This is a genomic window from Hyphobacterium sp. (assembly GCF_965217055.1).
Classification (GTDB): domain Bacteria; phylum Pseudomonadota; class Alphaproteobacteria; order Caulobacterales; family Maricaulaceae; genus Hyphobacterium.
Map to the genome: position 1 here is coordinate 577,331 of NZ_OZ244227.1, position 14,704 is coordinate 592,034.

The following is a 14,704-nucleotide window of genomic DNA, read 5'->3' on the forward strand; positions in this document are numbered from 1 at the left end:
GCAGGGACCCAGTTGCGCCCTTGCGTCAGGCACGCCCTGAGCCCACCAGCCGCCGGCGTCGTCGCCGCGCCGATCGCGCGCCTGTTCGCATATCGTCACCGCCGCTCTGGGTCCCCGCTTTCGCGGCGATGACGTTGAATTCAACCGTTTACCCCACGGCGAGAGGCGTCGGCCGCGCTACCCCCCGATCAGCTCGAACCATTCGTCCTCGCTCAGCGTCTGAACGCCCAGTTCGGTCGCCTTTTTCAGTTTCGACCCCGCGCCCGGACCGGCGACGAGAATGTCGGTCTTGCCCGAGACCGAGCCCGACACCTTGGCGCCCAAGGATTGAGCGCGCGCCTTGGCTTCATCGCGCGTCATGCGTTCGAGCGAGCCGGTAAACACGATGGTCTTACCGGCGACCCGGCTGTCATTGGCAACGACCTCAGCGTCCTCGATCGTGATCTGATCTTCGAGGTGCTGAAGAAGTTCGAGATTGTGCGGCTCGGCGAAGTAACGACCGATGGCATCGGTCGCGGTCTCACCAACGCCGTCGATCGCAAGCAGGCTGTCGCGCGCCTCGCCATCGCCTGACGCCGCCATCGCCGCGGCCTTGAAGGCATCCCAGCTGGAATAGGCGCGCGCCAGCAGGCGAGCTGTTCCCTCCCCGACATGGCGGATGCCGAGCGCATTGAGAAAGCGGGCGAGGCCGATGGTGCGGCGCTCCTCGATGGCGGCGAAGAGGTTGCGTACCGAGGTCTCGCCCCAACCCTCTCGCTCCTGCAAGGGCGGCGTTAATTGCCCTTCCGCATTGCGCGCGGCGAGCGTGAAAATGTCCGCCGGTTCGCCGATCTCGCCGTCCTCGAAGAAAGCCTCGATCTGCTTGGTGCCCAGCCCCTCAATGTCAAAAGCCTGGCGCGAGACGAAATGCTTGAGATGTTCCTTCTTCTGGAACGGACAGGCGAGCTCGCCGGTGCAGCGCCGGACCGCGTCCATCTTGCCGGTGCGCTCATTCATCTCTCGCGCGGTCGGCGTCTTCAGCGGACACGGGCAAACCGAAAGCGGTTCGAACCGGACCGCATCCGCCGGCCGCTTCTCTTTCAACACTTCGACGATTTGCGGAATGACGTCACCGGCGCGCTGGATCACTACCGTGTCGCCAATGCGGATGTCCTTGCGCGCGATCTCGTCCTCATTGTGGAGGGTGGCATTCGAGACGACGACGCCGCCGACGGTGACGGGCTCGAGCTTGGCGACAGGGGTCAGTGCGCCGGTGCGGCCGACCTGGATCTCGATATCGTTGAGGCGGGTGGTGGCGCGCTCGGCCGGAAACTTGTGGGCGATCGCCCAGCGCGGCGCGCGCGAGACCTGGCCCAGCCTTTCCTGGAAATCGAGGCGGTCGACCTTGTAGACAACGCCATCAATGTCATAGCCGAGATCGGCCCGTTTCTTCTCGATGCCGCGATAGGTTTCGAGCAGGTCGTCCACATTGTCCGACCGGACCATGTCCGGATTGATGTCAAAGCCCAACGCGCCGAGTCGCTGGACCGCGTCATACTGGGTGTCGGCGAGCGGCCCACTCAACTCGCCCCAGGCATAGGCAAAGAACTTGAGCGCCCGCGAGGCGGTGACCGTTGCATCGATCTGCCGCAATGACCCGGCGGCGGCATTGCGCGGGTTCTTGTATTCCGGCTTGCCGATCTCGCGCTGGCGGTCATTGAGCGCGGCAAAATCGGCATGGCTCATATAGACTTCACCGCGCACTTCCAGCACATCGGGGACGCCGCCCTCGATGCGGTGCGGGATGCCTTCAATTGTCTTCAGATTGGCGGTGACGTTCTCGCCGGTCTCGCCATCGCCGCGCGTCGCGCCGAGGACGAGAACGCCCTTCTCGTAGCGCAGGCTGGCAGACAAGCCGTCGATCTTGGGCTCGGCAGTGAAAGCCACGGGATCATCGTCCGACAATCCCAGGAAACGACGCACGCGCTGGACGAAATCGGCAACATCCTCGTCATTGAAGGCATTGCCGAGCGACAACATGGGCCGCGCATGACGCACTTCGCCGAACTTGCCGGAAGGCGCGGCGCCGACGGTGCGGGACGGGCTGTCTTCGGTAGCGAGTTCCGGGAAGCGCGCCTCAACCGCCTCCAGGCGCTGGCGCAAAGCATCGTAGGCGGCATCGGAAATCTTCGGTGCATCGTGCTGGTAATAGGCGCGGTCATGCGTGCGGATTTCGCGCGCCAGCCGATCATGCTCGGTCGCGGCTTCGTCCGCCGACAAGTCCTCGACATCCTTGAGCGCGCTCATTTACCGGCCTCACAAAGAATCCATTTGGGGAATTGTGCTGCGCAGCTAGGCTCGGGGCAAGTTGATCATCATCGGGGAGACATCCGCCATGCTGTTGCGTATCGCCGCCACGCTCCTGCTCGCCGCACCCGCCTTCGCCCAGACGCCCGTCACCGAAGCCGCGCGCGCCTATCGCGAAGCCCATGAGGTGGCCATCCTGGCCGAGACGATGGACTTCCTCCGGTTGCCGAACAATGCCGCTAACCGCGAGGATATCCTGGCGAATGCCCGGCACATTGTCGGCCTGATGGAAGCGCGCGGGATCGAGGCGCGGATCCTCGAAGCCGGAGACGCATCGCCCGCGGTTTACGGCGAACTCGATGTTCCCGGCGCAACCCGAACACTGATGCTCTACACGCATTATGACGGCCAGCCGGTCGAGCCGGAAAACTGGACGAGTGATCCCTACGAACCCATCGTGCGGGCCGGGCGGCTCGAGGACGGGGCAGAGATCGTCGAGGATCCATTATCGGGCGAGATCGATCCCGACTGGCGGATCTATGCGCGTTCGTCGAGCGATGACAAATCCCCGCTTGTCGCCATCCTGCATGCCATTGATGCCCTGCGCGCGGCCGGGATCGGCCCCAACGTCAACATCCGTTTCTTCCTTGAGGGCGAGGAAGAAGCCGGATCACCGCATTTGCGCGCGCTGCTCGAAACCCATCGCGACCTATTGCAGTCCGATCTGTGGCTGATCGCCGATGGGCCGATCGACACGCGTGGAGACCCGCGAGTGCTGGTTGGCGTGCGTGGTGTGACATCCATGCAGCTGACCGTGCATGGTGCCGAGCGTGTGCTGCACAGCGGGCATTACGGCAATGTCGCGCCCAATCCGGCAGCGCGGCTGGCACATCTCATAAGCTCGATGCGCGACGCAACGGGGCGGGTGCTGATCGATGGCTTCTATGACGATGTCCTGCCAATCTCCGATGCGGCGCGGCGCTATCTCGACGCCGGCGCGTTCGACGAGGACAGCCTGTTGTCCGAGCCGGGCATCGCGCGCACGGAATGGGGGCCGGGCGGGCTTTATGGCGAGGCGGTCATGGTTCCGGCCCTCAATGTGCTGGGCCTGGATGCCGGGGCCGTCGGGGCGGGAACGCGCAATGCCATACCCGACCGCGCGACCGCGGCGATCGGCTTCCGCGTCGTGCCGAACATGTCGCTTGACCGTCTGCGGGACAACGTACGGGCTCATATAGAGGGGGAAGGCTATCTCGTGCTGGACCGCGAACCGACGCACGAGGAACGCCTGCAACACCCGATGATTGCGGAATTACACTGGTCGTCTGCCGGCTACGAAGCGGCCAGCACCGAAGCCGGTCATCCCCTGATCGGCCACCTCGTCGACCTCGTTGATGCGGCGAGCGAGCGGCCGGTTCGCGTCGTACCGCTGCTGGGCGGGAGTCTGCCGCTGGCGCCGATCTCGGAGGTGACGCAGACACCCTTCGCCATCGTGCCGATCGTCAATCCGGACAATTCGCAGCACGCGCCGAACGAGAATTTGCGGATCGGCAATCTTTGGGACGGAATCGAGCTCTATGCCGCGATACTCGCGGACGACTGGGCCAGCGACTAGCCGCCCATGAGTTCATCGGCCTGGGCGCGCGCCGCATCGGTGACGTTCTCGCCCGACAGCATACGGGCAATCTCCTCACGCCGTTCTTCTCCCGACAAGGCGCGCAGCGTTGTGCGAACGCGGTCCTTGCCATCATCCGTCTTTTCGATTTTCCAGTGATGATCCGCCATCGCCGCAACTTGCGGCGAATGGGTCACGACCAGGGTCTGGCCCGTTTCAGCGAGCCGTTTCAGCCGCTTGCCAACAGCGGCTGCGACGGCACCGCCAACGCCCTGGTCGACTTCGTCGAAAATCAGCGTCAGGCCGTCCTCACCGCCCGAAAGGCTCACCTTGATGGCCAGCGCAAAACGCGACAGCTCGCCGCCGGAAGCGATCTTGTCGAGCGGCCCGAAAGGCGTGCCCGGATTGGTCATCACTTGAAAAGCTACCCGGTCGCGGCCATTTGGGCCGGCGCGATCGGTATCGGTTGCGATATCGACCCGGAACTGGGCCTTCTCGAGCTTCAGCGGTGGCAATTCTCCCATAACGGCCTTTGCCAGTGCCTTGCCGCCCTTCTCACGCGAGCGCGTGAGGCGCTCTGCGGCCGCATTGTATTCCGCTTCGGCGGCGGCGACGGATTTTCGAGCTTCCTTCACGCGGTCATCGGCTGTCTCGATCGCGTCAAGACGCTCGGTCAATTCGTTCCGCAATTCGGGCAAGTCGGTCACCGCGACATCGTGCTTGCGCGCCGCTGCGCGCAATCCGAACAGTCGCTCCTCAACTTCATTCAGACGCCCGGGTTCGATCTCGAACGCGCTGGCGGCGTCGGCAAGTGCGTCTTCTGCTTCCGTGAACTCGATCAGCGCGCGATCCAGGGCGCCAGCTGCTCGATCAATCGCGGCGCGCGCAGTGCCCGCAATTCCGGAATCGCCCTCACCGAGCGAAGCGCGAACTTTTTCCATGCCCCGCAATGCGCCGTTAAGCCGGGCCGCAAGCCCTCCATCGGTATCCAGCGCCTGGCGAGCTTCATCGAGCTCGGTCAACGCCTGCTCGGCGTTCTGCAGGAATTTGCGCTCCTCGGCGAGTGCTGCCTCCTCGTCCTGCACCGGTGACAAGGCGTCGAGTTCCTCGAGTGAATGGCGCAGGAAAGCTTCCTGTTCGGCCGCCGTCGCCTGCATTTCCTGCAGCGTCGCAAGTCGTTCGCGGGCTTCGGCCAATTGTCGCCAGGCAGAGCCGGTCGCCTCACGCTCCTTTGCATTGCCGCAATACGCATCCAGCAATCCGCGATGGCTTTTCGGGTCGAGCAGACCGCGGCCATCGTGCTGGCCGTGGACTTCAACGAGCAAATCACCGAGCTGGCGGACTAGCCCGATGCTGGCCGGCTGGTCGTTGATCCAGCCCTGGCTGCGCCCATCGGCCGTCACCCGGCGGCGCAAGATCAGCGCTTCGCCGGGTTCGACATCGATGCCAGCCCCGGCGATGAGCGCGTGAACCGGGTGATCGGCAGAGATCTCGAATGTTGCCGCTGCGCGGCCCTCGTCTCCTGCAGTGCCGACCTGGGCGCGGTCGGCGCGTTCGCCGGCGGCCAGCCCAAGTGCCCCGAGCAGGATGGATTTACCTGCGCCGGTCTCGCCGGTCAGGGCGCACAGGCCGGCGTCGAAACTTGCGTCCAGCGCATCAATGAGAACGATATTTCTGACCGATAGGGCTGTCAGCATCCGGCGGCCGCCTAGCCGAACAACCGGTCCCGCAGGCGTTGCCAATAGGACGGGTTTTCCGGCTGCAGGTCCGGGTTGGGAATGGCAATACCTTCTTCCGTCAGCAAACGGTAGGTATCCTCGTACCAGATGCTCCCCGGAAAATTGTAGCCCAGCACGGCCGCCACCTGAGTGGCCTCTTGGTCGACGCCCAGCGCGACATACGATTCCACGATCCGGTGCAGCGCTTCAGGTGTGTGGGTGGTCGTCTCGAAATCGTCCAGCACATTGCGGAAACGGTTGATCGCCGCGAGATAGAAGCCGCGACGCAGATACCAGCGCCCGATCGCCATCTCCTTGCCAGCGAGATGGTCGCGGGTCATGTCGATCTTGAGCCGGGCATCCTGAGCGTAGCGCGTATCGGGATAGCGGCGCACCACCTGTTCGAGGGCATTCAGCGCATTGACGGTAGCCTGCTGGTCGCGGCCGACATCAAGGATCTGCTCGAAATGGCTGATCGCGACGAGATAATAGGCGTAAGGCGCGCTGCGATTGCCCGGGTGGAGTGCGATGAATCGCTCGGCATCGGAAATCGCTTCTTCGTAATTGCCGGCCTGATAGTTCGAATAGGCAGCCATCAGCATGGCGCGACGAGCCCATTCCGAATACGGGTGCTGGCGCTCGACCTCGTCGAACTGGTCGGCCGCGTCGCCATAGCTTCCGGCTTCCATCCGTTCGATCGCTGTGGCGTAGATGGATTCGACTTCGCGCTCGACGTAAACCGTCTCGGTGGAAATGCGGCGCGACTGGCAGCCCGCCAGCATTGCCATTGCCAGAAGCAAGAAAATCAAACGCATCAGAAAGGTCATATCAGCTCCGCGCTAGGCCAACCGACCCGGCCAGTAATTCGAAAATCCGGTGGAGTTGTAACGCAAGCGATAGGGACTTGAAAGCGCCGCGTCAGCCTTCGACTGAAGCCGCCTCCAGCGTATCGCCTGCATCGGCATAGGCGACCATTTTCCAGGCGGTCTTGTCAGCCATCAGCGCACGCACGGCAGCGACATTCAGGGCGTGGCCTGGTTGATGCGCGAAATAGCGACCGAATATCGGCGCGCCGGCAAGTGACAGGTCGCCGAGGGCGTCAAGCGCCTTGTGGCGCGCGAACTCGTCGGCGAAACGCAATCCTTCTGGATTCGCAATACCGGAATCGTCAATGACAACGGCATTTTCCATCGAACCGCCCAAGGCGAGACCCGCGGCATGCATGGCCTCGACATCCTTGCGGAAGCCGAATGTGCGGGCCGACGCCACATCGTCGGAGAAGATCTGATCCGAGATATCGAAGGCGTAGCGTTGACGGCCGACGGTCGGATGCGGGAAGGAAATCTCGACATCAATTGCCGGCTTGAGCGACGGCAGGAAGGTCGCGGTGCGACCCTGCATCTCGAGCGAGACCGGTTTGAGCACGCGGATCACGCGCAGCGGCGCAGCCGTTTCCTTAAGACCGGCCTGACGGATCAATTCGACAAACGGCGCTGCCGAGCCGTCCATGGCCGGCGTTTCCGGTCCGTCGATCTCGATCACGGCGTCATCGACACCCAGACCAGCGAGCGCCGACATCAGGTGTTCCACTGTGGCGACGCTGGCGCCTGCTTCGTTGGCGATCGTCGTCCCGAGACGAACAGTGGTGACGTTCTCGAAGTGCGCGGGGATGCGATTGTCGCCCGATAGGTCAGTGCGCAGGAAGTGAATGCCAGACCCCGGCGTTGCCGGTTTCAGCACCATGCGGACGCGCTTTCCGGAGTGCAGGCCGATGCCCGCGCAAACCGATACGCCTGCCAATGTCTTGCGGTTGCTCACGCCCACACACCCATAATTGCTTATCGAGCCCCAAAGACATGCACATTCCATGCACATGTACCCACAACCCATCCATAGCGGATGAGTTTCAGGCAGCAATTAAAGCATTGTTGCGGATTGTTACGTGGCAGATCCCGCCGGCCTAGTTCGCCTGGCGACGCAGAAAGGCCGGAATTTCGAGATCGGTGTCTTCGCCGTCCTCTCCGAACAGGTCCCCGGTCGCCTGGCGTGGTGCGTCGCGTTCGGATTCCGAACGTCGCGGTGCCATTTTGGGCACAGGCGCCATCGGCCGCTTGCGGCGGCCGAACAGCGAGAAGGCCGACTTGCGCTCGTCTTCTGCCTGGTCCTCGATTTCCGCACGTTCCTCGCGGTATTGCGTTTCGGGATCGCGGCGGATGCGATCGGCAGCGGCCGCGACGCGTTCCTGGTCACGCACGACCTGGGGCCGCTCATCGGCGTCGAAATAGGGATCATCGCCAGAGCCATCGGCCATCGGGTCAGGCTGCGCCTCGAATTCCGGTTCGGGCTCGCGCGAAGCGATCGGCGCCGGCTTGAACTCGGCCTTTTCCTGGTGGATGCGCTCGACGAGCGGCCCCTGGCGTTCAGTCACGGTCGCTGTCCCACGTCCAGGCCGTTCACCGGCACCATCGCGCTTCCACGGAAGAATTCCGGCATGCGGGTCTACCGCTGGCGGCGCCGTGCGGTTCTGTGCGCGACGCGGATCCGTGGCCTGCTGGCGCTCGGCATCGATGCCGGTCGCAACGACCGACACGCGGATCGTGCCTTCCAGCGCTTCATCGAAGGTCGAGCCGACAATGATGTTGGCGTCGGGATCCACCTGGTTGCGGATCTCGTTGGCTGCTTCGTCGACCTCGTAGAGGGTCATGTCATAGCCGCCGGTAATGTTGATCAGCACGCCGGTTGCGCCTTCGAGCGAAACATCGTCGAGCAGCGGATTGGCGATCGCGGCGTGCGCAGCTTCGGTAGCGCGCTTCTCGCCTGACGCTTCGCCTGTGCCCATCATTGCCTTGCCCATCTCGTTCATCACGGCGCGGACATCAGCGAAATCGAGATTGATCAGGCCCGGCATGACCATGAGGTCGGTGATGCCGCGCACACCGGAGTGCAGCACGTCGTCAGCCATCTGGAAGGCTTCGGCGAATGTCGTCTTCTCGGTCGCAATGCGGAACAGGTTCTGGTTCGGGATGACGATCAGCGTATCGACATGCTCCTGCAGCTGTTCAATGCCGCTATCGGCAATGCGCATGCGGCGCGTGCCTTCGAAATGGAAGGGCTTTGTGACCACGCCGACGGTCAGAATGCCTTGCTCGCGGGCTGCACGGGCAATCACCGGCGCCGCGCCGGTTCCCGTGCCCCCGCCCATGCCGGCGGTGATGAACACCATATGGGCACCAGCGAGATGCTCCATGATTTCCGGGAGGGAGTCTTCGGCAGCCTGCGAGCCGATTTCCGGCCGTGCGCCTGCACCCAGGCCTTCTGTGATGGCCGCGCCCATCTGCACGCGCTTTTCGGTCTGCGACCGCGTCAGCGCTTGGGCATCGGTGTTGGCGACCGCAAAATCGACGCCTTCGAGCGACGATTCAATCATGTTGTTGACGGCGTTGCCACCAGCACCTCCCACCCCGAAGACGAGGATGCGGGGGCGAAGTTCGGTCGTTTCAGGGACGGAAATATTCAGGGGCATGGCCGCTCCGTATACGAAGCCTAAAGGTTAACACGGGATTCGAGGACAATCTCTGTCGACAGCGCTTAATCGCGGGTTAAATCCACAGAATTCTTTGCGGATATCGGCTAGAAACTCTCAGCCAGCCAGCGCCAGACCGTCGCTGGCCGCGAAGGCGATGTCTGCAATCGGCGTCGCGGCCGGCCCGCCTGCAGTTTCGGGGGGCCATAAAATGCTTCGGCTGCGCCCCGCGTTTCCCGCAAGATGATACCCGAGACCACAGAGAAGCCAGGGCCACTGACTGCGTCCCCCAGCCCGGACAGGCCGTGTGGAATCGCCAGCCGCGCGGGCCGTCCAAAGATTCGTGCCGCCAGTTCCTTTGCGCCAGGCAGTTGTGCCGCAGCGCCGGTCAGCACGACGCGGTGGTTCTGGTCGAGCCGCCCGGATATATCGAGCCGGTCGCGAAGCAGTTCGAACGTCTCTTCCAGACGCGGCCGGATGATCGAATTCAGCATGGAGCGCGGTGCCGAATTCATCCTGTCGCCCTCGCCGGTCACCGGCGGCACTTCGATCATCTGGCGGTCATCGCTCGGGCTTTCCAGCGCCGATCCATAGAGGATCTTGATGCGCTCGGCTGACGCGATGGGCGTCTGCAGGCCACGGGCCAGATCACTGGTGACATGCCGCCCGCCAACCGGCGCGGCGCTCAAACGCGCGAGACTGCCATTCGCAAAAACGGCAGCGGATGTGGTCTCCGCACCCATGTCGATCAGCGTCGCGCCGAGCTCGATCTCGTCGTCGGACAGGGCGGAGAGGCCGGCGGCATAGGGCGCCGCCACGACCGTCCGGAGGTCGAGATGGCAACCCTCGATGCAATTGAGCAAGTTCCGTAGCGGACCGACGGGCGCGGTCACAATGTGCATGTTGACCGCCAGCTTGCGGCCATACATGCCGCGCGGATCGCTTACTTCGTCGCGGCCATCGACGACCCAGGAAACAACGATGGCGTGCAGGATGACTTCGTCCGGGCGCTGGAATTCGGCGATCGCCGCATCCTGCAGGCGGCGCATGTCGCGCTCGGTGATCTCGCTGCGGGCAATAGCGGATTCCAGCGTGACGCCCTCACCCCGGGTCCGGGCAGCCGTCAGCGCCACACTGACCTGGCTGACGGCGACACCGGCCATTTTCTCAGCGCGCTGCACAGTCTCCTGGATGTTCTTGCGGGCGAGATCGAGGTCGACGATCACGCCGCCCTTCATGCCGCGAGCCGACTGGTGGCCGACGCCGATGATGCGCGGCCGCGGACCTTCTGCGGTCTGCTCGGCCTTCGAGATGAAACAGACGGTCTTGGACGAGCCGAGATCGAGCGCCGCGCACACACCCGGACGGGACGGCATGTTCGGCTTGCTTTCACCACTGCCGAATAATCGAAGAAGGCTCACGCGTCGCTCTCCCCGATGCCGGCCGCCCGAGCGCGTTCGGGCAATGCCCGAACGATCATCTCGCCGGGCTGGCGCAGGTCTATGCTTTCCGCGTCCAGTCGCAGCACGCCCCGCTCGGCGTGCATGGCCGACAACAGTGCAAGCGCTGCCCCCATCTCGGATTCTGGCAGCTTCACGTCGAGCCCGTTGGCCAAACGGAGATTCCAGCGCCGGTCGCCGACCCGCACCATGGCGCTCACGCGTCCGGCAATCTCGTCATGATGCTCGAGCGTTTCGATCAACGCCTCGGCTTCGGTATTGGCGCCAAAGCCCACGACAAGCGGAAGGTCCGGCCAGTCACTCGCGCTGGCCTCGCCGAGAACCGCTCCGTCACGGTCGATGACATGGATATCGCCGTCGACCTGCCAGAGCGCGAATTCCGAGCGCGGCTCAACGACAATGCTGATGCGGTTCGGCCACAGGCGCAGTACGCTGGCCTCACGCACCCAGGGCAACGCCTCCACCTCAACTCGCGCGGTGTCCGGATCGAAAGCGAGAATGGGCTGCCCGCGATAGGCGGAAACAGCGCCGGCGATTAGCACGGCCTCATCGGATTCCACGCCGCTGACGTCAATCACGTCAATCGCCATGCCAAGCGAGGCCGTCTGGCGCTCGGCCATGCGGACGATTGACGCGCCGGCGTCGTCGAGTCCGCCAAAAATGAACAAGCCGCCTGTCACCAGCGCAATCACTGCGGCGGCAAGAACGGCAATCAGACGAGCGGCATTGGCGGCGCTGTAGCGGGCACCGCGCAACCGGGCTTCGACCCAGTTGCGAAAACGCCGCGGCGCGGACGCTGCGGCGGTTTGCTTGCCGGGTGATTTGCGCCGCGTCGGCTTTCGCCGCGCGGGAGCGCGTTTCACCTTGGACATGACGCATCCTCCGCCATCCACTGAACGAGATCGTCAAATTCGATCCCGTTCCACGCCGCCTGTTCTGGGGCGAGGGAAGTCGGAGTCATGCCCGGTTGGGTGTTAATTTCGAGTAACCACAGGCCGCCGGCCGCTGATTCATCATAGCGGAAATCAGACCGTGTGAGGCCGCGGCAACCCATGGCTTCATGCGCGACCCGCGCCAGGCGTTTGGCCTCTTGGGCAACCGCCTCCGGCACCTTCGCGGGAATCTCGTGGACCGAGCCGCCTGCTGCGTATTTCGCTTCATAATCGTAGAAGCGCGTCTTCGGTATGATCTCGGTGACGGCCAGGGCCTTGTCGCCCATCACTGCGACAGTCAGCTCGCGGCCGGGGATGAATTTCTCGGCCAGCATTTCATCGCCGAGCTCCCATTCTGCCGCTGCCAGCTCCGCCGGCGGGCGATTGGAGCCTTCGGGGACGATGAAGACGCCCACGGAAGAGCCTTGAGCGTTCGGCTTGATCACATAGGGCGGTTCGTAGACATGCTCGCGTGCCGCGTCGAAACGGTTGACCAGCTTGCCCTCCGGACAGCGGGCACCGAAGAGCTCCAACACGGCCTTGGCGCGCTGCTTGTCCATGGCCAGCGCTGACGCCAGCACGCCGGAATGCGTGTAGGGCGCGCCGTAGTGCTCGAGGATGCCTTGGACCTTGCCATCCTCACCCCATTCGCCGTGCAGCCCGTTGAAAACTACGTCGGGCGCAGCGTCGGCCAATTGTTTCGCGAGCTCGCGCGTCGGGTCGATCTCGACCACGTCCCAGCCCTTGCGACGCAGCGCATCGGCGCAGGCCTGGCCCGAAACCAGAGACACCGGTCGCTCGGCAGACATGCCCCCGAGCAGGACAGCGATACGCTTCGTCATGCCTTGTTCTCCACGCCGATGCGGCGGACTTCCCAGTGCAAGTCGATGCCCGTCGCCGCCTTGATGTCGGCGCGAGCCCCTTCGCCGACGGCTTCTAGATCGGCAGCGCTGGCGGTTCCGTCATTGATCAGGAAATTGGCGTGCTGCTCGGAAAACCGTGCGCCGCCGATTGGCTTTCCGCGCCAGCCGGTCTGGTCGATCAATTTCCAGGCCTTGCGCTGGTCCGGCGCGCCGGGAGGATCCGGATTCTTGAACGTCGATCCCGAAGTCTTTTCGCGAATTGGCTGGGTCTGCTCGCGGCGTGCGGTGATCTCGTCCATCCGGCTGGAAATCGCGTCGGGGTCGTCTGCCCTGCCCTCGAAGACCGCCTGCGTGAAGATCCAGTCCTCCGGCGCCTCAGAATGACGATAGGCATAGCCGAGCTCGTCCGGTGTCACGACAATGCGCCGGCCCAACCGGTCGACCGCGGCAGCCTCGACGAGCACATCGCAGGTCTCGGTGCCATAGCAGCCGGCATTCATGCGGATGGCCCCGCCGATTGCGCCGGGGACGCCGGTAAAGAATTCCAGGCCGGCAATGCCTGCCCTGGCCGCAAATTGCGCGACTTTCTTGTCAAGCGCGGCCGCGCCGGCGCGCAATCGATTTTCGCTGATCCGTTCGACTTTTCCGAAAGGTGCCGTCAGGCGCACGACCACACCCGGCACACCACCATCGCGGACCAGCGTATTGGACCCGGCGCCAAGAATGTGAACCGGGATGTCGTTTGGTGTCTCGGCGAGAAAATTGGCGAGATCGGCTTCATCAGCCGGCAGGAACAGCACTTCAGCCGGGCCACCGACGCGCAGCCAGGTCATGTCGGCGAGCGGGGCGTTCTCGATCAGCTTGCCGCGAACGGACGGAAGACGGTCGGCCAGACTCACCCCAACTTCTCCAGCTCGCCTGGCAGGGCATAGGCCCAGGCGGTGATGTCGCCGGCACCGAGACAGACGATGATGTCGCCCTCGCCGGCACGCTCGCGAACAGCGGCAGCGACGGTTTCGCGCGTCGTGGTGTGGGCGTCACGATGGCCGTGCGCGCGTAATCCCTCGACTAGGTGTTCGGAATCCGCGCCCGCGATCGGTTGTTCGCCCGCCTCGTAGACCGGTGCCACCAGCACGGTATCGGCCACATTGAAGCAGGTGCAAAAATCGTCGAACAAATCGTGCAGACGCGTGTAGCGGTGCGGCTGGGCAATCGCGATGACCTTGCCTGTCGCCGCCTGCCGGGCCGCCTTCAGAACCGCCAAGATCTCGACCGGATGGTGTCCGTAATCATCGATGATCTCCGCGCCATTCCAAGCGCCGGTCTTGGTGAAGCGCCGTTTCACGCCGCCGAACCCTTCAAGCGCCGATTTTGCGGCCGCTTCGCTGGCGCCCAATTCACGCGCGACGGCGATCGCCGAGAGGGTGTTGAGTACATTGTGTTCGCCCATCATCGGCAGGAAGACATCGTCCCAGCGCTCGACATGGCCATTGTCGCGGAAAACGACATCGAAGCGCGAGCCGTCCGGGGTCATTTTCAGGTTTTCCGCGCGAACGTCGGCCTGCGGATTGAAGCCATAGGTGACGATGCGGCGGTCGGTGACTTTCGAAGCCAGATTCTGAACGTCGGGATGATCCGTGCAGAGCACCGCAAAACCGTAGAAGGGCAATCCCTCGACGAAGCGGTAGAAGGCATCGTGCAGTTGTTCGACACTGCCGTAATGCTCCATGTGCTCGGGGTCGATATTGGTCACGATGCCGATCGTGGCGCGCAGCTTGAGGAAAGATCCGTCGCTCTCATCGGCTTCGACGGCCATCCAGTCGCCCTCGCCCATCTTGGCGTTTGACCCATAGGCGGAAATGATGCCGCCATTGATGACGGTCGGGTCCAGTTCCGCGGCATCCATCAGCGCGGACACCAGCGACGTCGTTGTGGTCTTGCCGTGCGTTCCGGCGACGGCCACCGAGTATTTGAGGCGCATCAGCTCGGCGAGCATTTCGGCGCGGCGGACGACGGGAACTTTCTTCTCGCGCGCGGCTTTCAATTCCGGATTGTCGGGCTTTATGGCAGTCGACACGACCAGCGCGCCGGCCCCCTCAACATTCTCGGCGGCATGGCCGATCAGAATCTTTGCGCCCTTCTGCCGCAGCCGCACGACATTGGGGTTCTCCTTGATATCCGACCCCTGAACCTCGTAACCGAGATTGATCATCACCTCGGCAATTCCGCTCATGCCAATGCCGCCAATGCCGACAAAATGTACGGGACCGACACGGATAGGCAGGGCGTTGGAAGGCATTCGGAAAT

General features: G+C 63.7%; 11 protein-coding genes. 1 reads left to right on the forward strand and 10 read right to left on the reverse strand.

Features of this window, described 5'->3' with window-relative positions:
* Positions 1–177: 177 nt before the first annotated feature.
* Complete coding sequence (gene ligA, locus ACOOFN_RS02915; protein ID WP_420433506.1) at positions 178–2,286, reverse strand: NAD-dependent DNA ligase LigA; 2,109 nt, start codon at positions 2,284–2,286, stop codon at positions 178–180.
* A gap of 88 nt (positions 2,287–2,374) precedes the next feature.
* On the opposite strand from ligA, the gene ACOOFN_RS02920 reads away from it, so the two are divergent.
* Positions 2,375–3,901 carry a M20/M25/M40 family metallo-hydrolase gene (locus ACOOFN_RS02920; protein WP_420433508.1) on the forward strand — a complete coding sequence of 509 codons (1,527 nt, stop codon included), beginning with the start codon at positions 2,375–2,377 and terminating at the stop codon, positions 3,899–3,901.
* On the opposite strand, the gene recN is transcribed toward ACOOFN_RS02920, so the two are convergent.
* The 9 genes from recN to murC form a co-directional block, all read right to left on the reverse strand.
* Positions 3,898–5,598: a DNA repair protein RecN gene (gene recN / locus ACOOFN_RS02925; RefSeq protein WP_420433510.1), complete on the reverse strand. Its 1,701-nt coding sequence runs from the start codon at positions 5,596–5,598 to the stop codon at positions 3,898–3,900. The genes ACOOFN_RS02920 and recN overlap by 4 nt on opposite strands.
* Before the next feature lie 11 nt (positions 5,599–5,609).
* Positions 5,610–6,434, reverse strand: a complete 825-nt coding sequence (locus ACOOFN_RS02930; RefSeq protein WP_420433512.1) for an outer membrane protein assembly factor BamD — start codon at positions 6,432–6,434, stop codon at positions 5,610–5,612.
* 103 nt (positions 6,435–6,537) lie between these two features.
* Positions 6,538–7,437 carry a UDP-3-O-acyl-N-acetylglucosamine deacetylase gene (gene lpxC / locus ACOOFN_RS02935; RefSeq protein ID WP_420433514.1) on the reverse strand — a complete coding sequence of 300 codons (900 nt, stop codon included), beginning with the start codon at positions 7,435–7,437 and terminating at the stop codon, positions 6,538–6,540.
* A gap of 142 nt (positions 7,438–7,579) precedes the next feature.
* Positions 7,580–9,142: a cell division protein FtsZ gene (ftsZ, locus tag ACOOFN_RS02940; RefSeq protein WP_420433516.1), complete on the reverse strand. Its 1,563-nt coding sequence runs from the start codon at positions 9,140–9,142 to the stop codon at positions 7,580–7,582.
* Positions 9,143–9,249: 107 nt separating this feature from the next.
* Entirely contained in the window at positions 9,250–10,563 is a 1,314-nt protein-coding gene (gene ftsA / locus ACOOFN_RS02945) for a cell division protein FtsA (RefSeq protein WP_420433518.1), read from the reverse strand.
* Positions 10,560–11,474 carry a cell division protein FtsQ/DivIB gene (locus ACOOFN_RS02950; RefSeq protein ID WP_420433520.1) on the reverse strand — a complete coding sequence of 305 codons (915 nt, stop codon included), beginning with the start codon at positions 11,472–11,474 and terminating at the stop codon, positions 10,560–10,562. Before ACOOFN_RS02950 ends, ftsA begins: the two co-directional genes overlap by 4 nt.
* Complete coding sequence (locus ACOOFN_RS02955) at positions 11,462–12,376, reverse strand: D-alanine--D-alanine ligase (protein ID WP_420433522.1); 915 nt, start codon at positions 12,374–12,376, stop codon at positions 11,462–11,464. The genes ACOOFN_RS02950 and ACOOFN_RS02955 overlap by 13 nt, the downstream gene beginning before the upstream one ends.
* Entirely contained in the window at positions 12,373–13,296 is a 924-nt protein-coding gene (gene murB, locus ACOOFN_RS02960) for a UDP-N-acetylmuramate dehydrogenase (RefSeq protein ID WP_420433524.1), read from the reverse strand. The genes ACOOFN_RS02955 and murB overlap by 4 nt, the downstream gene beginning before the upstream one ends.
* On the reverse strand, positions 13,293–14,696 hold the full coding sequence (murC, locus tag ACOOFN_RS02965; RefSeq protein WP_420433526.1) for a UDP-N-acetylmuramate--L-alanine ligase: 1,404 nt from the start codon (positions 14,694–14,696) through the stop codon (positions 13,293–13,295). The genes murB and murC overlap by 4 nt, the downstream gene beginning before the upstream one ends.
* Between the last annotated feature and the right edge of the window lie 8 nt (positions 14,697–14,704).

Coding starts and splice junctions, on each gene's coding strand:
- ligA (WP_420433506.1), bottom strand. CDS start 2,286: ATGAGCGCGCTCAAGGATGTCGAGGACTTGTCGGCGGACGAAGCCGCG.
- ACOOFN_RS02920 (WP_420433508.1), top strand. CDS start 2,375: ATGCTGTTGCGTATCGCCGCCACGCTCCTGCTCGCCGCACCCGCCTTC.
- recN (WP_420433510.1), bottom strand. CDS start 5,598: ATGCTGACAGCCCTATCGGTCAGAAATATCGTTCTCATTGATGCGCTG.
- ACOOFN_RS02930 (WP_420433512.1), bottom strand. CDS start 6,434: ATGCGTTTGATTTTCTTGCTTCTGGCAATGGCAATGCTGGCGGGCTGC.
- ftsZ (WP_420433516.1), bottom strand. CDS start 9,142: ATGCCCCTGAATATTTCCGTCCCTGAAACGACCGAACTTCGCCCCCGC.
- ACOOFN_RS02950 (WP_420433520.1), bottom strand. CDS start 11,474: ATGTCCAAGGTGAAACGCGCTCCCGCGCGGCGAAAGCCGACGCGGCGC.
- ACOOFN_RS02955 (WP_420433522.1), bottom strand. CDS start 12,376: ATGACGAAGCGTATCGCTGTCCTGCTCGGGGGCATGTCTGCCGAGCGA.
- murC (WP_420433526.1), bottom strand. CDS start 14,696: ATGCCTTCCAACGCCCTGCCTATCCGTGTCGGTCCCGTACATTTTGTC.